At 41.6% G+C, this 24,640-nt stretch carries 22 protein-coding genes; 13 read left to right on the forward strand and 9 right to left on the reverse strand.

Going from position 1 to position 24,640, the window contains the following annotated elements:
• The first annotated feature begins 50 nt into the window (after positions 1 to 50).
• The 4 genes from HCR01_RS01050 to HCR01_RS01065 all read left to right on the forward strand — a co-directional run bounded on the left by HCR01_RS01050 (position 51) and on the right by HCR01_RS01065 (position 3,366).
• Entirely contained in the window at positions 51 to 1,595 is a 1,545-nt protein-coding gene (locus HCR01_RS01050) for an AAA family ATPase (RefSeq protein ID WP_193193692.1), read from the forward strand.
• Between the two features lie 13 nt (positions 1,596 to 1,608).
• On the forward strand, positions 1,609 to 2,109 hold the full coding sequence (locus HCR01_RS01055) for a hypothetical protein (protein WP_193193694.1): 501 nt from the start codon (positions 1,609 to 1,611) through the stop codon (positions 2,107 to 2,109).
• A gap of 123 nt (positions 2,110 to 2,232) precedes the next feature.
• On the forward strand, positions 2,233 to 3,024 hold the full coding sequence (locus HCR01_RS01060; protein WP_193193696.1) for a YdcF family protein: 792 nt from the start codon (positions 2,233 to 2,235) through the stop codon (positions 3,022 to 3,024).
• A gap of 120 nt (positions 3,025 to 3,144) precedes the next feature.
• A complete protein-coding gene (locus HCR01_RS01065) occupies positions 3,145 to 3,366 on the forward strand; it encodes a hypothetical protein (RefSeq protein ID WP_193193698.1) in 222 nt (73 codons plus the stop codon).
• Positions 3,367 to 3,370: 4 nt separating this feature from the next.
• Here the strand turns inward: HCR01_RS01065 and HCR01_RS01070 are convergent, their stop codons facing one another.
• The 3 genes from HCR01_RS01070 to HCR01_RS01080 form a co-directional block, all read right to left on the reverse strand.
• A complete protein-coding gene (locus tag HCR01_RS01070; protein ID WP_193194218.1) occupies positions 3,371 to 3,592 on the reverse strand; it encodes a ferredoxin-thioredoxin reductase variable chain in 222 nt (73 codons plus the stop codon).
• Positions 3,593 to 4,576: 984 nt separating this feature from the next.
• Entirely contained in the window at positions 4,577 to 4,759 is a 183-nt protein-coding gene (locus HCR01_RS01075) for a hypothetical protein (RefSeq protein WP_193193700.1), read from the reverse strand.
• A gap of 24 nt (positions 4,760 to 4,783) precedes the next feature.
• Complete coding sequence (locus HCR01_RS01080) at positions 4,784 to 6,739, reverse strand: protein phosphatase 2C domain-containing protein (protein ID WP_193193702.1); 1,956 nt, start codon at positions 6,737 to 6,739, stop codon at positions 4,784 to 4,786.
• A gap of 233 nt (positions 6,740 to 6,972) precedes the next feature.
• Here HCR01_RS01080 and HCR01_RS01085 point away from each other — a divergent pair, with 233 nt between their 5' ends.
• Entirely contained in the window at positions 6,973 to 7,407 is a 435-nt protein-coding gene (locus HCR01_RS01085; protein WP_193193704.1) for an NfeD family protein, read from the forward strand.
• A 77-nt stretch (positions 7,408 to 7,484) separates the two neighbouring features.
• A complete protein-coding gene (locus HCR01_RS01090) occupies positions 7,485 to 8,495 on the forward strand; it encodes an SPFH domain-containing protein (protein WP_193193706.1) in 1,011 nt (336 codons plus the stop codon).
• 192 nt (positions 8,496 to 8,687) lie between these two features.
• On the opposite strand, the gene HCR01_RS01095 is transcribed toward HCR01_RS01090, so the two are convergent.
• Together HCR01_RS01095 and HCR01_RS01100 are read right to left on the reverse strand one after the other, a co-directional pair.
• On the reverse strand, positions 8,688 to 9,296 hold the full coding sequence (locus HCR01_RS01095; RefSeq protein ID WP_193193708.1) for a hypothetical protein: 609 nt from the start codon (positions 9,294 to 9,296) through the stop codon (positions 8,688 to 8,690).
• Positions 9,297 to 9,502: 206 nt separating this feature from the next.
• Positions 9,503 to 10,090, reverse strand: coding sequence for a thylakoid membrane photosystem I accumulation factor (locus tag HCR01_RS01100; protein ID WP_193193710.1), 588 nt, complete (start codon positions 10,088 to 10,090; stop codon positions 9,503 to 9,505).
• A 267-nt stretch (positions 10,091 to 10,357) separates the two neighbouring features.
• Here HCR01_RS01100 and HCR01_RS01105 point away from each other — a divergent pair, with 267 nt between their 5' ends.
• Positions 10,358 to 11,695 carry a MurT ligase domain-containing protein gene (locus tag HCR01_RS01105; protein ID WP_193193712.1) on the forward strand — a complete coding sequence of 446 codons (1,338 nt, stop codon included), beginning with the start codon at positions 10,358 to 10,360 and terminating at the stop codon, positions 11,693 to 11,695.
• Between the two features lie 87 nt (positions 11,696 to 11,782).
• Here the strand turns inward: HCR01_RS01105 and HCR01_RS01110 are convergent, their stop codons facing one another.
• The gene (locus HCR01_RS01110) at positions 11,783 to 12,184 is read right to left on the reverse strand and encodes a hypothetical protein (RefSeq protein ID WP_193194220.1); all 402 of its coding nucleotides are present in this window, start codon (positions 12,182 to 12,184) and stop codon (positions 11,783 to 11,785) included.
• Between the two features lie 455 nt (positions 12,185 to 12,639).
• Here HCR01_RS01110 and HCR01_RS01115 point away from each other — a divergent pair, with 455 nt between their 5' ends.
• The 3 genes from HCR01_RS01115 to HCR01_RS01125 all read left to right on the forward strand — a co-directional run bounded on the left by HCR01_RS01115 (position 12,640) and on the right by HCR01_RS01125 (position 15,107).
• Entirely contained in the window at positions 12,640 to 13,455 is an 816-nt protein-coding gene (locus HCR01_RS01115) for a type 1 glutamine amidotransferase (RefSeq protein WP_193193713.1), read from the forward strand.
• Between the two features lie 85 nt (positions 13,456 to 13,540).
• Entirely contained in the window at positions 13,541 to 14,164 is a 624-nt protein-coding gene (locus HCR01_RS01120) for a Uma2 family endonuclease (RefSeq protein ID WP_193193714.1), read from the forward strand.
• 283 nt (positions 14,165 to 14,447) lie between these two features.
• Complete coding sequence (locus HCR01_RS01125) at positions 14,448 to 15,107, forward strand: vancomycin high temperature exclusion protein (protein ID WP_193193715.1); 660 nt, start codon at positions 14,448 to 14,450, stop codon at positions 15,105 to 15,107.
• 61 nt (positions 15,108 to 15,168) lie between these two features.
• Here the strand turns inward: HCR01_RS01125 and hetF are convergent, their stop codons facing one another.
• Positions 15,169 to 17,679: a cell division protein HetF gene (gene hetF / locus HCR01_RS01130; RefSeq protein WP_193193716.1), complete on the reverse strand. Its 2,511-nt coding sequence runs from the start codon at positions 17,677 to 17,679 to the stop codon at positions 15,169 to 15,171.
• Between the two features lie 1,793 nt (positions 17,680 to 19,472).
• Here hetF and HCR01_RS01135 point away from each other — a divergent pair.
• Complete coding sequence (locus HCR01_RS01135; protein WP_193193717.1) at positions 19,473 to 19,796, forward strand: thioredoxin family protein; 324 nt, start codon at positions 19,473 to 19,475, stop codon at positions 19,794 to 19,796.
• Here the strand turns inward: HCR01_RS01135 and HCR01_RS01140 are convergent.
• Both HCR01_RS01140 and HCR01_RS01145 read right to left on the reverse strand, forming a co-directional pair.
• Entirely contained in the window at positions 19,783 to 20,016 is a 234-nt protein-coding gene (locus HCR01_RS01140; RefSeq protein ID WP_191757065.1) for a hypothetical protein, read from the reverse strand. The genes HCR01_RS01135 and HCR01_RS01140 overlap by 14 nt on opposite strands.
• A gap of 109 nt (positions 20,017 to 20,125) precedes the next feature.
• Complete coding sequence (locus tag HCR01_RS01145) at positions 20,126 to 21,970, reverse strand: S8 family peptidase (RefSeq protein WP_193193718.1); 1,845 nt, start codon at positions 21,968 to 21,970, stop codon at positions 20,126 to 20,128.
• Between the two features lie 120 nt (positions 21,971 to 22,090).
• Between HCR01_RS01145 and HCR01_RS01150 the strand changes: the two genes are divergently transcribed.
• Together HCR01_RS01150 and HCR01_RS01155 are read left to right on the forward strand one after the other, a co-directional pair.
• Entirely contained in the window at positions 22,091 to 22,525 is a 435-nt protein-coding gene (locus HCR01_RS01150) for a hypothetical protein (RefSeq protein WP_193193719.1), read from the forward strand.
• Positions 22,526 to 22,995: 470 nt separating this feature from the next.
• Positions 22,996 to 24,636 (forward strand): hypothetical protein, encoded by a 1,641-nt coding sequence (locus HCR01_RS01155; protein ID WP_193193721.1) that lies wholly within the window; start codon positions 22,996 to 22,998, stop codon positions 24,634 to 24,636.
• The last annotated feature ends 4 nt before the right edge of the window (positions 24,637 to 24,640 follow it).

Genomic DNA, 24,640 nt, shown 5'->3' on the forward strand with positions numbered 1-24,640 from the left:
ACCAGGGGGAGACTCCTGGTTTTTTTGTATTTGAACCGCAGAGGAAAAAGATGACAGAAGCAACACTTCCAGTTTTAATTCAGCAAATGTTGCAGCCTGGATTTTATCCCCACACAGTAACAGAACCCATTCAACTAATTCAAACCCATATTTCTTATGTGCTGTTGACTGGAGATTATGCTTATAAGCTGAAAAAACCTGTGAATTTTGGTTTTTTGGACTTTTCCAGCCTAGAGAAGCGGCAGCATTTTTGTCACGAAGAGTTGCGCTTAAATCAGCGGGGTGCAGCCGAACTATATCTGGAAGTTTTACCCGTGACTGTGGAGAGGGAGCAATACCATTTAGGGGGAACAGAGAAGCCAGTCGAATACGCGCTGAAGATGCGCCAATTTCCCCAAGAGTCACTATTTAGTACACTTTTTGAAAAAGGCAAGCTAAACGAGACACACTTAGAAGAATTGGGACGGGTGGTGGCTCAATACCATGCTCAAGCACAGACGAATGATTACATTCGGAGTTTTGGGGAAATTCCGCAAGTCCGGGCTGCAATTGATGAAAATTATCAGCAAACTGAGAAGTATATCGATGGCCCCCAGACACAGGCGCAGTTTATAGAAACAAAGCGATATACAGATAACTTTTTTTTAGAACGTCCAGAATTATTTGCTAATAGAATTCAAAATAACTACATTCGCGAATGTCACGGGGATTTACACCTGAGAAATATTGCTCTGTGGCACGACAAAATCATGCTGTTTGATTGCATTGAGTTCAATGAACCGTTTCGCTTTGTCGATGTGATGTATGATGTGGCGTTCACGGTGATGGATTTGGAAGCGCGACAAAGCTACGACTTAGGTAATGCGTTTTTAAATTCTTATATAGAGCAAACTGGAGACTGGGAAGGCTTACAGATACTCCCTTTGTATTTGAGTCGTCAAGCTTATGTCCGAGCAAAGGTAACTTCGTTTTTGCTAGACGATGCTAGTGTACCTGTGACAGTAAAAGAAGAGGCGATGAAAACCGCCACTGACTATTACAAACAAGCTTGGGAGTATACTAAACCTCAAAAAGGACAACTGATTTTGATGTCGGGGTTGTCAGGTTCGGGGAAAAGTACGACAGCACGATATCTAGCTCGTCAACTGAGAGCGATTCACGTTCGTTCTGATGCTGTGCGGAAACATTTAGGGGGAATATCTTTGTGGGAAAGAGGTGGCGATGATTTGTATACACCTGAGATGACCCAGAAAACTTATGAGCGGCTGTTAGAATTGGGAATTCTACTGGCTAAACAAGGTTTTGCGGTGATTTTAGATGCTAAGTATGACCGCCAGCAGTTGCGACAAGAAGCGATCGCACAAGCTAATAACCACCAACTTCCTCTGCAAATTATCAACTGCATAGCACCCCTAGAAGTTTTGCAAGAACGCCTTGCCAACCGCACTGGTGATATTGCTGATGCCACTGCCGATTTATTAGCCTCACAACTCAAGCAAGCGGAACCTTTCACTGAGGAAGAACAACCATACGTGAAGATTTTAGATACAACTCAACCACAACAGGCACAATTAAAAGAAGTAATTAGCCAATAGTCTATATCACCTTATGGCAGACAAAAAGAATGACTTTTTAAATATTTCTCCAGACTTCTTTTCTCAACTGTTATTTGGGGCATTTTTAACCTTTATATTGTTGATGACAAGGTCTTCACCAGCTCTGAGCATCTTTCTAGGGATCATGGGAGGGTTCACCTTAGGCTGGATCACAAATGCCAGCAAAAATAGCCGCCAGCCTCCATCTGTAGCCTCCTCTGATGGTGTCGATACAGGACTAAAATACTGGTTATTCTTCATGCTTGGCTTTGTGTTTTTGGGCTATCCTGCACCCATGAGTATTTTCCTAGGTGCTTTAGGTGCTTTAGGTGGGGGCTGGATTACTGCTTGGTGGGGCAGTAAGGAAGAAACTAGAACTCAGTTGCAAGTAGAAGAGTCAGAAAATGGCGAAATTGAACCAATTAACCAGAGAACTACCAAACAGCAAAGAAAAGCTACCCGTCGTTACCGCCGTACTCCTGGAAGTATCAATTTTAAGTTTTGGGAAAGGTAAGGATTGGGGATTGGGGACAGGAAGATAAGGATGAATTATTGAGCAGATCTATACTTTGTCTGTGTTCTCTTACTCATCTTCCCCTACTCTCTTACTCTCCTACCTCAATCCTCAATTCCTAGTATGTTTTTATATCTCTCTAAATTACTCCCACTATTCTTTTACCCATTGGGACTAGCTTGCGTGAGTTTGGTAGTTGCACTAGTAACATTGTGGAAACGACCGCGCATTGCGACGATCGCAATTACCCTAGCGTTAACTCTACTGCTATTTTGCAGTAATGCTTGGCTGGCTAAATCACTGGTGCGATCGCTAGAATGGCAAAATCTCCCACCCGCCCAAATGCCAAATGCAGAAGCAATTGTAGTTTTGGGTGGCGCAACTAAATCAGCTTTTCCCCCAAGACCTACGGTTGATTTAAGTGAATCGGGCGATCGCGTAATTTACGCCGCGCAACTATATCGCCAAAAGAAAGCTCCTATAATCATTCTGAGTGGGGGCCGCGTCAATTGGCGCGGCGATGGTTCACCAGAGTCGGCAGATATGGCAAATGTTCTCACATCTATTGGGATTCCATCTGAGGCAATTGTTCAAGAGCCTGACTCATTCAACACTTATCAAAATGCTGTAAATGTCCACAAAATTCTGGAATCTCGTGGAATTCGCCAAGTGTTGTTGGTAACTTCGGCAATGCACATGCCGCGATCGCTTAAAATTTTCCAACGTCAAGGGATTAATGTAATTCCTGCACCTACTGACTTTCTCGTCAGTCAAGGTGAACTACAAGAACTCGGCAGCACGCCCAAAGCGGCTATACTAAATTTATTCCCTGATACTGACAATTTACACCAATTTACCACTGCTTTAAAAGAGTACATTGGTACTTTTATATATCGCTTGCGCGGTTGGCTTTAATCAAGTTAAGAGTTATAAGTTGTGAGTTATTAATTATTAGATGCACTAATTTACTGTATGCAAAACTTAGCTTTTCAAGTTCAAAACTCTTAATTCCTAACTTCTAACTCAATTAATATTATGTCTAAAAATTTACCCTATATTATTCCATCTTCTCACAACTCAGTTGATGAAACCTTTGCTGCTCACCAAACAACCCATCAGTTCTACCAAGAAGTTCAAACGCGGTCAGAGTTTCAACGTTATTGTGAATGGTATTACACAACAGCACAACGCAACCGCCAAGATTTAGAAAAAATGCGCGGCGAACTGAATATTTTTCAGTGGTTTCGCCGCCGATGAATGTTTAGATAATTTCTAACTCATTCTCACGCAAATGAGCTTTAAACTTTTTACTGAACTTGACTAAAATTGGTAGGTTAGCGCTTACAGGTCTACCTTGCCATTCTGTGGCAATACCTACGACTTCGCCTTCTTCACCTTTGAGGTCAAAAGCCTGACCTTTATGCTCAGGATGATGGTAAACTATTACCGAATCTTTAACGCGGACGCGATCGCCAACTTTCATAACAACATTCACACCTAACTTTTGTTTTTCCACAAGTATCTGCTATAAAATAGACGATTAAACCGCCTAAGATTTGATGTAATCAGCCATTTCTTAACACTTCAAGGGGCGCGAAGACGCACTGAACCCTCAAAATCCAGGCACATTTTAGGCATCCGTGCCAACTTCGATAAGTTTTTTACTACATTCTTTTTTTGGGTTCTCAAGAGTGTTAGGCTTCACTTCATTATTGAAAAACCTGTTTAATAAGAGTGAATTAGATTTGTACAATTGACTCCATATAGCTAGTCTACAATTGTCAGTATATTTGGCAAAACTAACGTGTTTAGCCAGCAATATTTCTTGGTTTGCAGTTAGTTTTATGTGAGTCTTAATTGACGTATACAAGCCTGACACCTCCAGAAAATCATTAATATCATACAATAAACTAGTTGTAATTTATCAGATATAAATTATGTTAGGTTTTGTAATATTTAAGTAGAATATTAATCAAACTTTTGGCTATGTAGTAGATAGTCCATAGCTATCTCTCGTTTTAATTGCTTTTTTGAAAAGTAGACGGTTTCACAAAGCGATCATTTAGATCTGAGATTATACAGGCGCACTGTTGAGGCACTTCTACTTACTAGATACATAAAGTCTACTTATGTAGGCTTTTGATATAGATTAGTCTAGAATCTTCATCCTTAGTTTCCGTCTTTACCCAATAAACAGGGAAGCGAAAAGGAATGAAACAACACTAAATATACTTAGTACTTTAGAATTCTCACCCTTTTATCTTGACTCTAGAATGTTCCCAAGGTCAACTCTTTTGCTGATCGCGATAGCAGAGGTGTTGTTTGAGATGTTTTTGATTTATGGCTCAAAACAAGGATTATCATGACTAAAGTCCCGACTACAAGCTTTAATTTATTTACGCCTAGTTAAAAACAGATTGGACTGCGATCGCTCATCTATATCAGTTCATCAGTTATCACCACTTAATTAGCCGTCACCCTGAATGTAAAAGTTGTTCTTACCAACATCGCGACATTTCTCCTTAACATCACGACTTTCATAAGCAATATCGCGACATTCATCATTAACATCGCGACTTTCATTATCAATATCGCGACATTCATCATTAACATCGCGACTTTCATTATCAATACCGCGATATTTCGGCATAACCTATTCCCCAGCCTTCAATCCCTAGTTCCCAGGTGGACAAATTTGCTGCACTCCTTGGGGAAGTTGCCGACATATTTGTTGAAATCCTTGAGGATTCAGCTGCAACCAAGCAAATAATCCCAAACTTGTACTCCCTACAAGCAACGCCAACACTCTCGCCAGCATTACCAAGCGTTTACCCCGATTAGGCTTTTTAATTAAGGTTTGTGGGATTTTTGGGCTTATAAATGGCTCCTCTGAAATATCCAAATCTAGGTCTAAATCTAGCAGTGCTTGCGAACTTTCTGTGAAAGAGGTTGAATCTTCTTGTTCTTGTGGTTCTGCTTCTACAATCTCTAATGACTGCTGCGTTGGAGTAAAAGGTACTAAATACTCTGATGAGACACGGCAATAAGTGAGAACAACCGACGTATTATCATGACCGTTTTTCGTGTTTGCCAGATTAATCAAATCGCGAACAGCATCTTCAACTGTAAGTTGACGTATCAATACAGGTATTGCGTAATCCTGCCAAGATTGTTCTACCCAGTTATTGTCGCTTAAACCGTCAGAACACAGCAGTAATATGCCATCTTCTTCCAAGATGAATCGCTGAATCTTGATATGCAAGGATTCTGCATCTTTTGTGCCTAATGCTTGTGTCAGAGCAGTTGCATCTGGTCTGAGAAGCGCTTTTCGATATAAACTCCGGGCAAAGCGTACTTCTCGCGTCGCCACATCATCATCTACCGTGAGTAACTGACAATAGTTGTGAGTAATCCAATAAGCACGACTATCGCCGACATTAACTAAGTAAAGTTCATGGGCATTTTCTGACCGCCATCCAGCAGTCGTTTGTACTCGTTGCGGCACTTGCACTGCCATCACGAGAGTTGTAGCCATGCGTTCTCTACCCTGGCGTTTTTGCTCCTGATTGCGGGCGTAAATCACGTTATTTACTACCCGTAAGCTCGCCTCTAATTGTTCCTGCAACAATTTTGGCGGTACGAGTTCAGTTTGTTCTGCTACCTCTGCTAGTAAGGCACGAATTTGCAACCTCAAAGACTGTACTGCTAACTGACTGGCAACCTCGCCGCCTTCATGTCCACCAATGCCATCGCAAACAATTGACAAATGCGGCAGTATGGGGTGATCTAAGTTATTGGAAGCAGTGGGATAGTAACTATCTTCATTTTGTATCATTACTGGGCCAGTATCGCTAGCTCCAGCCACCTTTAAGCTTAATGGTAATTCTGCTACGGATGATAGTAATAACTCATTGAGTTGAGTGGAAATAGCTTCTAACTCTATCTCAGCTTCACACATCTGCTGGACTATGTTTTTTAACTTTTCGGCTACTGGTGTCTTTGCAGATGCCACCCAAGGCTGCCAAGATTGTCCCAAATTTTGTAGAGACGTTTCATGAAACGTCTCTAAAAGTTCCAATAATCGTACACACCAACCTTGGACTCTCAAGTTATCCAGCACCAGCAAACTGTGGGCAACTCCCAACTCCGACAGAGGTGTCCAAAGCTGAAGAATTTGCCACAGCCAATAAACTTGTCGTACCGCTGTTGCTTGCTCCCATGCATCGTTAATAGTCGGGTAAATATGTCCCGTCTCATCTATCGGCACATTTTCTAGCAAGAGGATATCATCTGCATCTTCCTCAAAGGAACGAGCAAAACCATAAGCCTGGGGTAGGTGCAATCGCTCTTGATATAATCGTAGGTAAGGAACTACTTCTTTTGGCAATTCTTCAGGCACATCGGGTGGTAGTCCCGGTTGAGTATCCAGCCAAATCTGGCGCGTAATCACCTCATACCTATCTGCTACCTTCGTGCCTGGTACTATTTTTGCAGAAAATGAGCCAGTAGCCCAGAGATAGCGGTGAACTAGAAGAGTTTGACAACTTGCACAAAGACTATCTCCTACAGGATTAATGGGATTATTACAGCTTGGATTTATACAATAAATTATCCGTTGAGTAGAAAGCATAAAGGTATAAATTTAACAAACTAATTAACTCGTGAATTTCGATTAAATTTAGCAGTCATAGACTTGAAGGCTAGAATAGACTGGATTCGTGTACCCCTGGCTACACCCTGTTACTGAAATTAATCAAAATTTTTGGTAAAAAGACCAAGTTTTGCTTTCTGTAAATAGTGAGCCTCTGGGTGTATCTAATCATAGAAATGCATTTAAGTGAATGTAGTCTCTAGGATGGCGCCATGCCAAGTTTTACCTTAATCTGGCTCATAGCAGGAGCAGTTCTGTGTTTAATGGAACTGTTTTTACCATCGGCTTTTATCGCTTTCTTGATGGGAATCAGCGCTTTTGTGGTGGCGTTGCTATCTCAAGTTGGTTTGCGGAGTTTATGGCTGCAAGTTTTGGTTTGGCTGTTGCTTTCCACCGTGCTAGTTGTGCTTTCTCGCCGATTTTTGCAACCGCGACGACGCAAGTCGAAACTTCAGGATGCAGTTATAGCTGAAACCTTAACAGAAATTCTGGCTGGGAAAACGGGGCGGGTATTATACGAGGGAAATTCTTGGCAAGCACGATGTGACGATGACAAACTCGGCATAGCACCCCATCAAAGGGTTTATGTGGTTAGAAGAGAAGGCACTACTTTGATTGTGATACCAGAAAACTTGTTGCATTCTTAGTTATTGGGCATTGGGTTCTCCCACTCTCACACTACTTATTGAATGACATTTAATACTTAAAAATCAGGAGACTCGTAATGGAACAGTTATTTCTGTTAGTCTTTTTAGCCCTTGGTGGTTCTGCTGTGGCGGGGTCTGTGAGAGTTATTAGTCAGGGCAATGAGGCGCTAGTAGAAAGATTGGGTAGTTATAACAAAAAACTGGAACCGGGGTTAAATTTTGTGATTCCTTTTCTAGATAAAACTGTTTACCACGAAACCATCCGCGAAAAAGTCTTAGATATTCCTCCCCAAAAATGTATTACCCGCGACAACGTGGGAATTGAGGTGGATGCGGTAGTTTATTGGCGCATAGTCGATATGGAAAAAGCTTGGTACAAGGTAGAAAATCTCCAGTCGGCAATGGTAAATTTGGTGCTTACCCAAATTCGTGCGGAAATGGGACAACTAGAGTTGGATCAAACTTTTACGGCTCGTGCCCAAATTAATGAACTTTTGTTACGGGATTTGGATATTTCGACTGATCCTTGGGGCGTGAAAGTGACGCGGGTAGAACTGCGAGATATTATTCCTTCTCAGGCGGTGCGGGAGTCGATGGAATTACAAATGTCGGCGGAACGGCGTAAACGGGCAGCGATTTTAACCTCTGAAGGCGATCGCGAATCTGCTGTAAATAGTGCTAGAGGTAAAGCTGAGGCGCAAATTCTTGATGCTGAAGCGCGTCAAAAAGCGACAATTCTCCAAGCAGAAGCGCAACAAAAGACGATTGTGCTGCAAGCGCAAGCAGAACGCCAGCAACAAGTTCTGAAAGCACAAGCAACAGCAGAAGCACTGCAAATTATCACTAACACCATGAAAACTGAACCAGGCGCAAAGGAAGTGTTGCAATTTTTGCTAGCCCAAAATTATCTAGAAATGGGAACAAAGATTGGCAGCAGTGACAGCAGCAAGGTAATGTTTATGGATCCACGCAGTATCCCTGCTACCCTTGAGGGAATGCGTTCCATTGTTTCAGACAACACTGGTGGAAACTCTAACCCCTTGTTTGGTGGTGAAATGCCAACGGTAAATAATAACCGCCCCAATTAAATCAGTGAACAGTAAACAGTAAACAGTTATCAAGGCGTATGGTGGGGGATTTAAACTTGCTAAATAGTGTTTGCGAATAATCGACTTTGGGTGATTAGTTTTCAGTTGGAAGTACTAGCCCCCTTAGTGGTTCCCCTTAAACCCAATTATCTTGACAGTTAACAGTTAACAGTTAACTGTCAAGAGTTCCTTTTACCCAATAGGGCGATTTCCAGGATTCACTGCATGAACATATTCGCTACCCGATCGCGGTCTTCCTCGTTTATAATAAGCTTCTTCTGGTTTGCCCCATCCTAGCTGTAAAATCATTTCCAAAAAGCTAGAGTTTTCCCACTTCCACAAACTTGCCCATTCTGTTCTTTGAGCAATTCTCTCTACATCAAGTTTGATAATTTGTTGGTATTGTTTACTATTATTAAAACTCAAATATAAGTCCATCCCGTCAGTGACTTCATACCAAAATTCTAAAATAGAGTTTTTTGCAAATTTCAATACTTCTAAGTCATTAGTTAGCGCAATTAATTCAGTGTCCACTTCTGGATACTGCAAGCTTTTACCTTTGACTTTTACCTCTTTCCAAACAATACCTGAAATTTGATGCTCTCTCTGGTATTCGTGAATGGCAGCTTTGAAATCTTGATAGGCAGTAAACTTTTGCAACCCATCAGTTCTGATAAACTGATCAATTACAGGATTCCCTGAAACCGGGACTTCTAATTTCAGCCGCTTTCCCTTGAGGCAAGCTTGGCGTTCGGCTGCCAAAATTTGGATTAGCTCCTCGGTAGTGTAAAGCTTTGACATCAGAACATACTCTATTAGTCATTAGTAATTAGTCATCAGTCATTAGTTATTCGCTATAGACTATGAACTAGGGATTAACTCCTAACTTGTTGTCAGATGGTAGATATTTCAGGCAGATATTTACATATTATCTCTTGCCAGAATGGGGAATGCAGTAGCACATAGCACGAAAAATAAGGGCAGACCAATTTGGCCTACCCCAAAAGTTATTTAGCTAACTCACTACTGAACTCGTTGAAGGCACGCCGCTTTAACTGTGCTGTTTTGGCGCGAGGTAATAAATCAAACACTTGCCGAAGGCTATCGTCTATTTCCTCATAAGGCACTTGACCTTTCTTATTCAAAACTACCTGACCTGACTTATTAAACACTACGATTTGAGGAACACTTCCAGAATAGTAATATCCTGGTTCTGTGGGGTTGTATGTCTTTTTGGATGGAATGGTATCTACATTGAGCGGGATAATCTCTGCTGCTCGACCATAGAATTCTTGTATGCGCGAAATGGAAATAGCATATTTTTTGCAATCGCTGCTGTCATCCACATAGAACGCTAATACCGTGGGTTTATGTTCTGCTAAAGCTTGTGCTAGCGTCTGTCTGGGAGGAACTAATGAACCATTACCGGCATAAACCACAAAAATGTTGCCGTCATACAAATCGTTATCGATACCAGCATACGCAGGTTGTACACCCAGAATGAACAAGCAAGCGAGCAGCAGCAGGCATTTAGACATCAACCGTCGCCAGTCAGCAATTTTGTTATGTAAAAAAAGAAACTTTATGCTATTCATCAAAGAGAACCTTGCAAGCTACTATTTATCGTAAGTCTGTGCTGAATTTGGCAAACTGGGCTGGATATATAATTACGCCCACGCACTATTTTTTAAGATAACGCCTACTGAGATTATCTCTTGCAAGCGACTGATATTACCGTCCAAGATTCTTTGCAAGTGTGATGTTATGACTGGCTTTTTGAGTCAGGATTCGCTAAACTCACAGGATTAAATTTGAAACTAAAGACTATCAGTTAGTAATCGCCAGATGATTAGGGTACGGATGTGAGAAAGAAAATACAATTCATAGATAGACTGCGACTTGGTTTAGCAGTGTCAGTGGCAAAAAGCGTGACGTTTTTAGTGCGCTTACTGCGTCTAGGTGCTGCTAGTGTATTACCAGGCTCAATTGCTCGTCGCATTGAACCCCGATTATTGCAACTATTAAGTCAGCAAGTGAAAAACGGGGTGATTTTGATTGCTGGTACTAATGGCAAAACTACCACAGCGCTGCTTTTATGCACAATCCTAGAACGCAAAGGCTACCGCATCGCTCATAACTCTACAGGTGCGAATCTAGAAAATGGCTTGATGACAGCACTCATAGAGAATACCAACTTGGTGGGTACGCTAGATGTTGATTATGCCATTTTGGAAGTGGATGAAAATATTGTACCGAAGGTATTGACACCACTCCAACCGCAAATCATTCTCTGTTTAAACTTGTTCCGCGACCAACTTGATAGGTACGGGGAAGTAGACACAATCAGCAAGCGTTGGACAAAGGTAATCTCTACATTACCAGCAGAAACGGTGGTCATTCCCAATGCTGACGACCCAACTTTATCTTATCTCGGTCAGCAGTTACCCCAACGGGTGTTATTTTTTGGCTTGAATGAACCAAAACACTATCTAGAAGCAATTCCTCACGCCGTTGATTCTATCTATTGTCCTAGATGTGGACATTCCTTAGATTATCAAGGTGTCTACTTGTCGCACTTAGGAGATTTCACTTGTCCTAGCTGCGGTTTTAGTAAAAGTAAACCAACTCTGGAAAGCCGCGAATGGCAACAGATTCTCGTCGGTTTGTACAACAAATACAATACTTTAGCTGCGGCTACTGCGGCTATTGAGTTAGGAGTTGATGAAGCGACAATTAGAGATACTATTAACAACTTCCAAGCTGCTTTTGGTCGTGCTGAAGATTTGGTAATAAATGGTAAACGAGTACGAATTCTGTTATCAAAAAATCCTGTTGGGACAAATGAAACAATTCGCGTGGTGACTCAAAGCACAGATAACACCACACTGTTAGTGTTGAACGATCGCACACCCGATGGTACTGATGTATCTTGGATTTGGGACGTCGATACAGAGAAATTAGTAGAACGAGGAGGGACTCTAGTAGTGAGTGGCGATCGCGTTTATGATATGGCACTACGTTTACGCTATAGTGAAAAGTCCACTCCAACTAACTTAAATCTGATTGTCGAAGAAGATTTAAAGCAGGCGATCGCTACTGCATTAGAGCATACACCAGAGAATGAAACTTTACACATTCTGCCAACTTATTCAGCCATGTTAGAAGTGCGAGAAGTTCTGACTGGTCGTAAAATTCTCTAAGTTAGGGAATGGGACTGAGAACTTTTAAGAGGGGAAAAAGGTTAAAAGGAAAAATTATCCCTTTCCCCAGTCCCCAATGCTCCAATCCTATTGCAACTTAACCGCTGCACGCTGTATTGGTAAAACCTCTTCTAAACTCATCTCGTGGTCAGCGGTAATATGACTATTACAACAAATGGTGCTAAAGAAAAGTTGTTGACCAACTAGTTCTGAAAAATATTTCTCTAGAAGTAACCGTGATGTAATATCACCTAATAAATCTGCTAAGTCTTTCGTTAATTGGTCTTTGTCATCACGGTGAACCATTCTATATTTGAAATTTGATTCACCAATTAAATTTTTTACTGCCAAGTCAAACTTGTCTTCCTTCCCCTTAACATAAGCAAAAGATTGTTCCTCTAAGAACTTCCAAGCCTCTGGAAAAATCTCACGAATCTTTTCTAGATGATTCTCAGTTTGGTAAACCAAGGTAGCTGTTTTACAATCCATACGCCAATTTATTAAGTTATCAAATAAACCCTGTAACCCTGTAATATTACGGCTCAATAGGGAGACTTAAACTGATAAAGAAATATTTATTCAAATTTGTCAGTTACTCTTTTAAGAAAATGTGCAATCCTGACTAAAAAACTGTTACATAAATTACTAAAACAGATTGTTTTTAAAGTTAAATAAATCTGTAAAATAAACTTAAATACAGGTAAAAGGTTTGCGACAAAGCTAAACCATCAAATTATTGATTTCTAGTTCTTATCAAGATTTCTTGACGTGATCAATTCATTGGGTGAATAATCAGACTAAAATTTATACTTACTCATTTGACTAGTTAGTGATACATTTTTTTTACAAGCCAACACGCAACTGAGAACAGATTCATTATATACACCGGATTCTCGAAGCATAGAAAGAAAAAGTTATGAGTTATCAGTTATGAGTGAGGAGTTATGAGTTCTCAACAGTTAGAATTAACAATCGGTTGGCTGTATCCAACGCTAATGAGTACTTATGGCGATCGCGGTAATGTTATTACTATAGAATGTCGCGCTCAGTGGCGCGGATACACTGTTAAAGTCTTACCCCTAGATCAAAACGCCACAGCCGCAGATATTAAAACTGTAGACGTCATCGTTGGTGGTGGCGCACAAGACCGCCAGCAAGAAATTGTCATGCGTGATTTGCAGGGTGTAAAAGCCGACGCCATGCGCGAGAAAATTGAAAATGGTACACCGGGAGTGTTTACCTGTGGTTCACCCCAGTTACTAGGACATTACTATGAACCAGCATTTGGACAGCGTATTGAAGGTTTGGGGATACTCGATTTAGTCTCTGTGCATCCTGGTGAAAATACTAAGCGCTGTATTGGCAATTTAGTAATTGAAGTTACAGCCACACGTTTGGCGCAGGATTTAGAAGAAATGATGGGTAGCACACCGTATCTAGTTGGCTTTGAAAATCACGGCGGACGCACCAAGCTTGGAAAAGTGGAAGCTTTGGGGCGAGTTGTATATGGCTTAGGCAACAATGGTGAAGATGGGACAGAAGGAGCATTTTATCAGAATGCGATCGCTACTTATTCCCACGGGCCATTGTTACCTAAAAATCCCTTTGTCGCCGATTGGTTAATTCAAACAGCACTGCGGCAAAAGTATCAGGAGGCGATCGCACTACAACCGTTAAATGATACCTTGGCTATGCAAGCGCGAGAAGCGATGTTTAAGCGGTTGAAAGTGATACCAACTCCTGCGTCAGCTAAGGTTTAACGTAAGTTCGCTGATTAAACCTCTCATCGCTTTGGTGAGAGGTTTGGAGAGGGATCAAATTTTGCACAAAGCAAGGGGGCAAAATATGACTCAAGCCTTACCCAAACAAGTCACATTTGATGAATTTATTGCTTGGTATCCAGAATCTTCAGACAAGCATCATGAACTACATGATGGGGTAATTGTTGAAATGCCGAAGCCAACAGGGATGCACTCAGAGATTACTGGGTTTATCATCGGTTCTCTGTTTGTGGAAATAACACGTTTGTCCATCCCTTGCTTTATCCCTAAAGAATGCCTCATCAAGTCCGCTAACACAGATTCAGGTTATGAACCAGATGTTATCGTTCTTGATAGGAAAGCTCTCAATAATGAACCTCGTTGGAAAAAAGAATCTATCATCACGCGAGGTACTTCCGTTCGTTTGGTTGTAGAAGTTGTTTCAACCAACTGGAGTGATGATTATGCTTTGAAGCTAGAAGATTATGAGTCTTTGGGCATTCCTGAATATTGGATTGTAGATTACCTCGGCTTAGGTGGTAGGCGGTTTATTGGCAATCCGAAACAACCGACTATCTCAATTTACCAACTAATTGAAGGTGAGTATCAGGTTAAGCAATTTAGAGGTAATGACCGCATTCAGTCGCTAGCGTTCCCAGAGTTGAATTTAACTGCTGAACAGATTTTTCGGGCTGGAGAAGTCGTGTAAAAAACGGTTAAAGACGTAAAAGAATATTTGTAACTCGTTAATAAGTTACAAACATTCGTGCGCGAGTCTGAAATACTCATCCACAAGTTCTAAGTATTCGTGATTTAACCAGACTGAAAAGTAAAATTTACTGCCTAAATACCAGCTTGTTTTACTAGAAACTTGAATGGTAAATTTTTGTTTGCATTCAAAGTCAAAAGCGATCGCCTCAACTGCTCAACTGCAACATCGCCACCAATACTACGTCTATTGCTAAAACAGAATTATCATAACGATTAAAACTATGCTGCGTAAATGGTTTTTGCCACACTGGCGACTCATATTTGGATTACTAGTGTTTAGTGCAACAATCAGTCCAGTAGTATTGAATTTCTATGTGAATGCAGTTACTAAAAGTCGCTGCCATACTAACCTAGTACAAATTCCAGACCAGCGGGTTGCAATTGTCTTTGGCGCAGGTGTTTTGGTAGATGGTACGCCATCACCAATGCTAGCTGATCGCGTCATCGCTGCTGTAGAACTCTACAAATTGGGACGAGTTAAAAAGCTGTTGATGACAGGCGACAACAGCCGCCAAGACTACAATGAAGTCCAGGCGATGCAGAGTTACGCAGTAGAACGGGGCGTAGCTGCTCAAGACATTACATTAGATTATGCTGGGTTTAGCACTTATGAAAGTTGCTATCGCGCCAGAGATATTTTTGGAGTACAACAAGCAGTTTTAATTACCCAGCGATTCCATTTACCTCGCGCTATTTATACTTGTAGCCAGCTTGGGATAAAAGTCATTGGTTTAGGAACATCAGATTGGGGAAGCTACAGTTTTGAAACTGTTATGTACTATACACTGCGGGAAAAGTTGTCTACTCTCAAAGCTTTGTGGGAAGTTCACATCACTCGCCCTCTACCAACTTTTCTAGGGCCTTTTGAAGGAATTAAATAGTTTTGTCATTTGTCACTTGTCAAGAGTCAATGGTCAATACTTTTGACTTTGGACTTGTTGACTACTCTTCACTTTTTTTCTGAAGAAGCGATCGCCAATCAGCAATTGCTTGTTCTGTCCATAACCAATTGCTACTCAATTTATCTATCTGAAAATTTATCGGATCATATTGGATAACTGTTTGTCGTAACTTTATTGCTTCACTAATATATTGTGTCTGTTTAGAATTAGGTTGAGCTAATGCAGATTTATATAATCCCAAAGATAAACCAGCATAGGAAGTTAAAGCATCCTTAGATGCTACCGTCTTTGTCATCGATATAGCAGCATTAGAAGGTGTGTTCTGCTGTCTGAGAGCTAAATTCAAAGCCTTGAACCAAGAGTCATTAGCTCGATTTAGATTGCCTTCAGCGTAATAGGCAAATCCTAAAGCATTATTATACAAAAGTGATTCTGGTTTAGCTTTTGCAGCATTTTCCCAATAACGGCGAGCATCATCAACACTGTATTTATTGTCTCCAGTTTGGATAAACTGCCACGCCAATCGTCCCTTGAAAAAGTTGACAGATGGATCACCGATTTGTTGATTAGGAACCAGTTTAAGAGCAGCTTCAGCCGCAGCAAGTGCACCACGATTAAGTAGTTCTTCTACAGCTAGCAGCCCAGCTTGTAAGTCACCCTGGCTCAATTTTTCAGTAGCGGTGGCAGTGACAATTCCAGTTGCAGCTGTATTTAAATCGATAATCGGTTGCTTTTGGATGGGTAGAGACTGAATTGATGGTATCTCAGGTAAGGTTGCTTGAGGTCGTTGTCCCCAAAAATTTAAACCGATAATGGTGGCGATCGCACCTGCGCCCACAATCCCAACAATCGGCCATAGCTTGCGGCGTTGAGTACGACGTCTCGCTGAAATTGGTTGCGATGCCTGGGTTGGGCTACGCCTACGCAAAAGCTGAGAACTCTCCCAATTTCTTTCAAAGTGCCCAGCAGCGGGAATTTCCGTAGCAGGGTTTTCTCCCCACAACCCTACTTCTTGCTCTTGAGAAGTTATTTCTTCTGAAACCTGCCTTTCATCAAGCATATCTTCTTGAATCTGTTGCACCAGTTCCGCATTCATCGAAGTTTTTTCAGGTGTGGCTTTTTGGTTATCTAGCTGGCGAAACAAATCCGAAACTATAGCAGAATCTTCTGCATAGCTTGGGTCATCATACTCAATTTCATCAACGAGATCACCCCATGTATCTTCACCTAGCCAGTCCATCTCAGAATCGCGTGCTAAACCAGAGGGGAGCATTTCCTCGATTGCTAATGGCACCTCAGTATCATCTGCCACAGCAGAGTACATTGAACTAGGGGTTGCCGCCAGAGGTGAATTATTATACTGGTTCAGTGACTCTGGATCAGACAAGTAAATTTCCGGGCTGAGAAAACCATCAAATTCTGGCTGGAGATACAAAATGGGTAATGCCCAATACATTTGGTGAGAACCATAAGCGGAAATCAATCCTTGGCGTACCCGACTCACGCACAAATCCACAGGATATCCCTGACTCAAGTTACGGTAAAATAACTGTGTTAGTGTCACAGCCACTTCATCGGGAATGCGTTCTGACATTGCCAAAACACTCCGCAGCCCCCGTTTCACCAGGCTTTCGGCGAGGTTGCGTTCACCCGTGTCTCCAGAGGCATTGTATGTAGCTGCATATGCCCCCAAGCAGGAGTTAAACACTGCCATTTGGATATTATTGTTAACGAGCAAGCCAGCCAGATCATCTCCGCTCAAAGTTTCCGTTAAGCCAGTTCTCTTACTGACAAGATAAATTTCTCCACCATTAGAACCTAAGTTACTATGACCAGAGTAATGCAGAACATGGTATCTTCCTTGTTCAAGCGCCTGCGTCAGTTCTTCCCGGCCTGGTTGATCTAACAAAGCAAGTTCAATTTCTGGCAGATGATTGCCGCTTTCAACAGGTCGCAGTATTTGGCGATGAAGTTCAGCTTGCAGTTTGATGGCTTCTTGTTTTAGCAAGTCAAGACGGACTTGATCTGTAGGGGAAGCAATTACCATCAAGACTTTCACGCCACCTTCTTCCAGCGGTGACGGGATATTCCGCGATCGCAAACGAGATCCACCGAGAATGCCACTTTGAAACCGCGAAAAAGCCACATAAGGCCCAGTAGCCAGAGGGCGATCGCCTGCGTGCATCACTTCCCAGGGCAGACGAGCTAACCTAGTGTCTTTTAGCCCCAAACGCAAGCGTAATACCTGTTGGTGGTTCTGGGCAATACCTTGGGCAGTAATCCAACTATCTCTGAGAGTGCCTTGAAACAGCGCGTTATAAAATTGTTGACCCAACGCCACCAAGTTTACAGAGTTTCTTGCGATGGCATCCCCTTGTAACACAGACTTCAAAGGGTCGTTCATCAAATGCCCAGCAGCCATCAACCAATCAGCTACAGGCCAAGTCACCAATTCTTCAGCCAATGGCACCCCAGGCGCGACCTGTTCCGTCCGCACCAAGTAGTCATTTTGCCCTACTGGAGTTACGGAAATGTGAAATTCCTGGGTCACAGTTTCAGTTCGCCTCCTAAATCTGGTTTGAAACGCAAAAGTTTCAAGTCGATTTTTCACTCCCTCTGATAACTTAGATGCATCCCGCCACTGAATGTTTCTGACTCCAGTTGCTTTGCTTTTTCTGCCTTTACAACTTTATCCGGATCGGATTGCTTATGCCTAGAACACTCTATTGGTAGATGCACCTTGATCTTCAACTCCCCTAGTTGGCTAACACCCACTGGGGGTTTTTTTTATTTTGGCAAACAACAGCAACTTTTGACGCAGTTATTCTTGAGCAGAAAATTGTGCTTAACCCTAGAATACTTTATTGGCAAATGCACCTTGATCTTCAACTTTCCTAGTCAGTTACTATCCATTAGGATTTTTTAATACACAACTACAATCGATCTTTTAGTAAATTTGTCCGGAGAATGGGGTTAAACCTAGAACATTTAATTGGTAGATGCACCCTGATAACTAACTCCCCTGGTTGGCTAACACTTACTGGGGGTTTTTTGTTGAACCGGCAAAAACTCTCAACATATCCATTTTTTACTGGAGCTTACTAGTTATTTAATTGGTAGATACACCCCGATAAGCATTGGTGCCAGCTTAAGCCCAACCCCTCAAAATTCTCGTTTCTAGGTTGTCCCTGAAAATGCAGTCAATGCTACTCTGCCGCAAGTCAGGAGGCGGTAGCCCTCCCAATAGGCATTTACAGTTAAATGTCAGGAACAAAACAATTTCTAAAAGCAGCTTCTAGACTGACTTGAACTTTAAGTTGATAAAAGTGCCTGATAACTAACTCCTCTGGTTGGCTAACACCCATTAAGAGTTTTTTCTTCGGTGAGCACAAAGCAACAGCTTAAATCTAACTCACATCTTGCACCAGTCAGAAACTTGGGTTTCTTGCTATTGGCTAAACCTGAAAACCTAAATGTTTCATCCATAAAACCGCATTTATCAGGTTTGATTGAGAGTTAATGATTATATCATATCTAACCAAATTTATCGGGTAGATAGTGATTAACTTTAGAATATTTAATTTAGTAGATGCACCTGATAACTCATTCCCCTGGCTGGCTAACACCCACTGTTTTTTTTGTTGGCATCACCATCAATTGACTGTGATACTTTTATCCGGAAGATACTGCTTGTCCCTAGAACAGATAATTGGTAGATGCACCCTGATAACTCACTCCCCTAGCTGGCTAACACCCACTGGGGATTTTTTTTGTTGGCATCACCATCGATTGATTGTGACACTTTTATCCGGAAGACACTACTTGTCCCTAGAACAGATAATTGGTAGATGCACCCTGATAACTCACTCCCCTAGTAGGTTAACACCGACTGGGGTTTTTTTATTTTAGAAAAAAACAACTACCTGCGTTTCTACAAATTTATCCGGAGAATAGTGTTCAACCTGAGAATATTTAATTGGTAGATGCACCCTGATAACTCACTCCCCTGGTTGGCTAACACCGACTGGGGGTTTTTTTAAGACTTGCCTTCCTTGCAACGAGTTTGTCGTGGCTACTCTTGTCCCATTGCTAGTAGACTTTGAGTACCCTGTTATCAGCCAAGAGCGAAACCTGCTCACTCATTTCTGAAATCGCTTTCCTTATATTGTGAGTCAGAGATGCCAATCAAAAATGATTGCTGTGATATTTAATCACATTCTTAATTTTTTTTCTATATTTTGGCGTTAAACTGCTTGACTCTCATTGTTCACTCTTTCAGCAATATGCTAGTGTTCATGGTCTATGCTAAAATATTTTGCCTAAAGCCAAGAGATTGACCAGTCCATGAATTTAGCTGTGATTAAGTTCTCTTCAGAAGAGTGCGGCATCTGCCACAAAATGTCCTTTTATGACAAAAAGGTGGCTGAGGAATTAGGTTTGCAGTTTATCGATGTAAAAATGCAGGATACGGCTGCTTACCGCAAGTATCGCATGATACTACTAACTCAGTATCCTGATAAATCTGAAATGGGATGGCCTACCTACATTATCTGTGATTCTCCAGAAGCAGAATTTCAGATTGTGGGTGAGGTAAAAGGAGGTCATCCCAAAGGGGAATTTAGAAGTCGTCTACAAGAGGTTCTGAATTCTACAGTTAGTCAGAACTAATCACCTCAAAGGATTTGACTTCTAGGACGGGGCCAATCATGGCGATTGTCATAACATCTTCACGCACCTGTCCTTTAACTTTTGCTTTTTGTCCAGCTTTGAGTAAGTTCTTGTCAGCACCTTTGAGGATTTCGTAGGTAACACCCTCGTCGGTGAGTAATGCCCATGTGCCTGTGCCAATGTCACGGCGTTCAATTGTTCCTGTAACTGTGATGCTCATATTTTTTCGAGTGCTGATTGGGGATTAGGGACTGGAGATTAGGGACTGGGGAATTAGGAATATAGAAAAGAGTTTTCTCTACACCCAACCCACAGTACCCAGTCCCTTTCTAAGCTGGTTCTTCGCTATTTTTCAATGCTAAACGAGCAAGTGCATAACAAAGTAGGGCATTGGCAATGAGGAAGACGCGTGCTAGATTACCACTCCCTAATCCCCAAACTGCCGGGTCGTAAACTGCACTTACTGTTAAACATGCAGCTATACCTAGGGTTGAACCAATCGCAAACCATTTCCAACTAGAATTTCCCAGCAGCAATGCCATTAACCCAATGGGAATTAGCACGCTGGCAAATAGAGGATTAAAAGCATCAGTTCCCTGAAGCGTATTGCCTAATTCGGGAATTGAACTGCCTACAACTCGGAAAGGCCACTGGGGAAGGTCAAAGATATAGATTCCCTTGAGAAAAAATAACCCAGAACTGCCAGCAATTAAGCCACTGGATAATGGCCAACTCCAAGAGAAGGGGAAGTAAACCCTTAAAAACCAAGCGAGTAGGTAGGAACCAACTACCATTAAAACCTTGGGTATTAGTGCTACTGCACCACCATCAATCCAAAAGCCGGGGTTAAGATAGCCGTTATCTCGTAACCACCTGAAGAAATCTGGGAAACTGATTTGCCCACTGAAGGCTAGTTTGACTGCTGCTTCGGCATTGAGTTGCCCAGCGCCATAATAGTTCAAACCATCATCCTGGATAACTCGTGCTGACTGCTTAAGGACTTTTAAAATTTCATCTGGTTCTTTGATTCCAGCGGCTTTGATTAATGCCGTAACACCAGCAACGTGGGGGGAAGCCATGCTTGTACCCTGCAAGCCAAGGAATACTCCTTCGCCTTCTTCGTTAATGGTTTCTTGCAGAATCTTACCAGCTTCACTGCCACCCGGAGCAGAGATATCCACCCCCCCACCAAAGTTAGAATAGGGTGCTCTTTCTCCATCTGGGCCAAATGCTGAAACGCCAATGACGTGGGGATAACGGGCTGGATAGCTTGCGCCATTAGTGTTTTCATTCCCGGCTGCGGCAACGATCGCTACACCTTTTCTATGAGCATACTCGATCGCTTGCTTCATTAACTGACTTTCACCACCACCACCCAAGCTCATATTAATCACATCTGCGCCTTTATCCGCAGCAAACTTAATCGCTTCGGCGATATCGGCAACTGTACCACCACCATAAGAACTGAGTACCTTCAAAGGCATCAGATTGGCTTCGTAGGCAATTCCAGCTACGCCATATTTGTTATTAGTGGCTTGGGCTATGGTTCCAGCTACATGAGTACCATGTCCGTTGTCGTCTTTGGCTTCTTCTTTGTCGTTAACAAAGTCATAGCCTTTGACAAATTTTGTCTCATACAAGTCCCGCACACGCGTAATCCCGGTATCAATCACAGCAACGGTGATGCCGCTGCCTTTAGTTTGACTCCATGCGCCTTCAACGCCAATTTTGTGCAGGTTCCACTGCTTGCTGTAATACTGGTCATTAGGTCCAACTAACGAGGGATTTGCTTCGTCTTCTTGCGGGCGTAAAAATTCTCCCAACCAAGCGGTTTTACCGGGATTGGGAATTTTGTAGATGTAGTTTGGCTCGATAAATTCTGTAACTTGAGCGAATGGAGATTTTTTTAGTTTTTTGAGTCTCTGGCGATCGCCCTCGATAATATATACATTATCCTTCGCCGAAAATTTGTTGTCTAATTGGGGTGTAACGTTATATTGTTTAGCGATCGCTTGGAGATTTTGCTGCACTACCTCTTGTGGAATATCTTCCCGAAAATCGAGCAAAATCGTCTCAAACTCGCCTTTAGCTGCTAGTCCCTGAAAATTTAGGAAACCAAATATGGCAGCTCCCAACCCAATGACAAACAAGCACAATAATATAAGTTTTCTCATATTAACTCATCACCGCTTTTTGCCAGTTTGTTCACTACCATAACGTAATCTCTGTTTCTTTTTGATGTATTTTGCGCTTTAGTTACAATATTCACTCAGGACTCAGGACTTTTTTAAACGATGGAACGAGGTCTTTTGTGGTTGCCGCTGTTAGTAATGTTTTTCTGGTTGGCTTGGCAAGGCTCGAAAGAGTATCAAAAAGTTGAAGCCTATCGCACTTGGGCAGAGCAATTTGAACGGGCTAAGTACGATATTTATGCTGTATTAGGTCAAAAAGGTAACAATATTACCTGGGGAAAACCCACACCAAAAGGCCCGATTAAGCTAGAAACATTCTCTTTGCTTGACGTTCAACAAACCCGTCTTTTGGTAGATGACAAGTCAGTAGATTTAGAAAATATACCTGAAAAAGGTCGGGCTATTGAGTTAGAATTTGTATTTACCGAACCCGCTAACTCGGTGCGCGTTCCGTTTACAGAAATCCCTTTAGCGGCGGAATGGGGTAAGTATTTACAAAGAGCATTACAAGAGTTGCGATCGGAACAAAATCAGTAGTTAGTATTCATTAGTTATGTAGAGACGTAAAACTTCACGTCTCTACAAAGCCCAAAATTTATTTTAAGGCTTAGGCTAGAACACCGATTCAGTATTCAAGATAGGGTCGAGAAAAACCGATTATTTCGTAGAGACGTCGCAATGCAACGTCTCTAAAGTCAACGATAATTAATCGTTTTACCGAAAAGAAATCGGGTTTTTGCGATTACTGAATCGATACTCTAGCAGTAAGTGATAGCATAAAATCAGTAATTTTTACCAGTTACACCTGGAATCTCCATGCTGTAAAAGCGCTGCCACAAAATATGTATGTGGCACTATTAAAACTATTTTATTTTTAATATTTAGAGACTTTGAGTATATTAACTATTTCAAAAAAAAATTAAAAATTAGAAATTTTATCAAGAGATTTTGTAGTTATTTTTGTGAGTTTAAAAAAGACTAGCTCTTCTTAAAGGGTAATATTTGCTATGAAACGAATTATTCCAATATTCAGTATTGTTTTAATGCTTAGCGCCTGTGTTCCAAGCGTTAAAAGTTTTTCTCAGGCGGCTAATGATGTCAACCCTAAAGCGGCAAACTGTCCAAAGGCTACAGTCGTTTCTTTACCTGTTCCCAATAAAAATGAAAGCTTTTATGACAGCTTTAATTACCATATCCGCAATATCGTAGCCGATACTGATAAAGTGAAATTTCAAACTTTAAAGCAGGATTTTGTTTTCTGCCGGAGTAACAACACTTGGACAGTACAACTGGGAACTTTACCCAAGGAGTTGCAGCCGCAAAGCAACTATGTAGAATTTGCACAAGAGTTAGTAAATCCTAAGTTCAAAAATCTTGATTTTCAAGGTAAAATTTATCAGTATCGAGTCGTTAGAGAACCACAGTTCTCTTTGGGAGAAAACAACAATATATCAAGAACAGTTGAACCAAAGCCAGCCGATGATAAAGTCGTTTTTGAGCTAATTACTCCTAATAGTAAAAAGCCACAGAAAAAAACACTATATACCCTCAAGGACTTGCAGGACGTAGCAGTAAAGGCGGGGTATTCGGCAACAGGAAATCAACTGGGTTTTCCTCGGATTACAGCATCTATTATTTATAATAATCGCATTTGGTGGTCAGTTGCTTTTGAACAAGGTGAAGGTAATAACGGCATTGCGACAATTATTAGTTATCATCCGCAAACTGATAATTTTACACTAATTCAACCAGAAGAACTTGAGTTTACACAAATTACTGATTTAGTCATAACTGGAGATGTAAATAGTCCTACTTTTTGGATGGGTACTAATATTAGTGGAGAGGGAAATCTTTACATTCCTGCTAAAGGACTAGTTGCTTATCGTCCTAATTCGCAAAACCTAAACTCCGGTTCTTTTACTTCTTATACTGTTCATAATAGTCCGTTAGTTGGTGCAATTCCTGACAAACTCAGGTTAGAAAACGATAAGCTTTGGGTTAGTACCGCTAACGGCGTCTGTCAAGTTAATTGGCAAGCTGCTGAAAATCCTGAAAGTTGGACTTGCTGGCGATTTACAGTAATGGCTAAACTGCCATCAAAGGGACTACCGCTTTATAGTAAATTGACTAATAAAACTTCTGCTGTATCTTTATCTGGCGACAGTGAGGAAACTTTAGAAGTGTTGTGGTGGAGTCCTATTGACTTCCAGACTCAAAAGGGGCGTTATGAGGTGAAATATCCTCAAGGCTTTACGGTGAAGCTAGATGAGGGTGCAAGCCTTTATGAGTTTAAGCGTTCTTTGTCACCAGGAAAACCAGCTGTTTATTGGCCTGGTTTTGAATGGCATTGGAATGGAAAACGCTTTGTGCGAGGATTGGATGAAGTCTCTCTAAATTTAGTTGGCAACGGCCCTCAAGGCATTAGTTCTAGTCAAGTATCACCGCAGACTCCCATCAATTGGAATGCCATGCGTGGAGATTTAGAGTTACTTGAGCTTTCCCCCAAATCTACCAGCGTCAAATATTACTCTGGCTGGGTTGATGAAGCTATTCAACCTTACTTAACGGTTGTACCGCAAGAAAAGCCGCAAAACCCACAACCAAATCCTTTAGAAGCTATTATCAAGCAACTATCGTCTGGCAAGTAATTTT

This window comes from Nostoc sp. MG11 (assembly GCF_014904695.1).
In the GTDB taxonomy this organism is placed as follows: Bacteria; Cyanobacteriota; Cyanobacteriia; order Cyanobacteriales; family Nostocaceae; genus Komarekiella.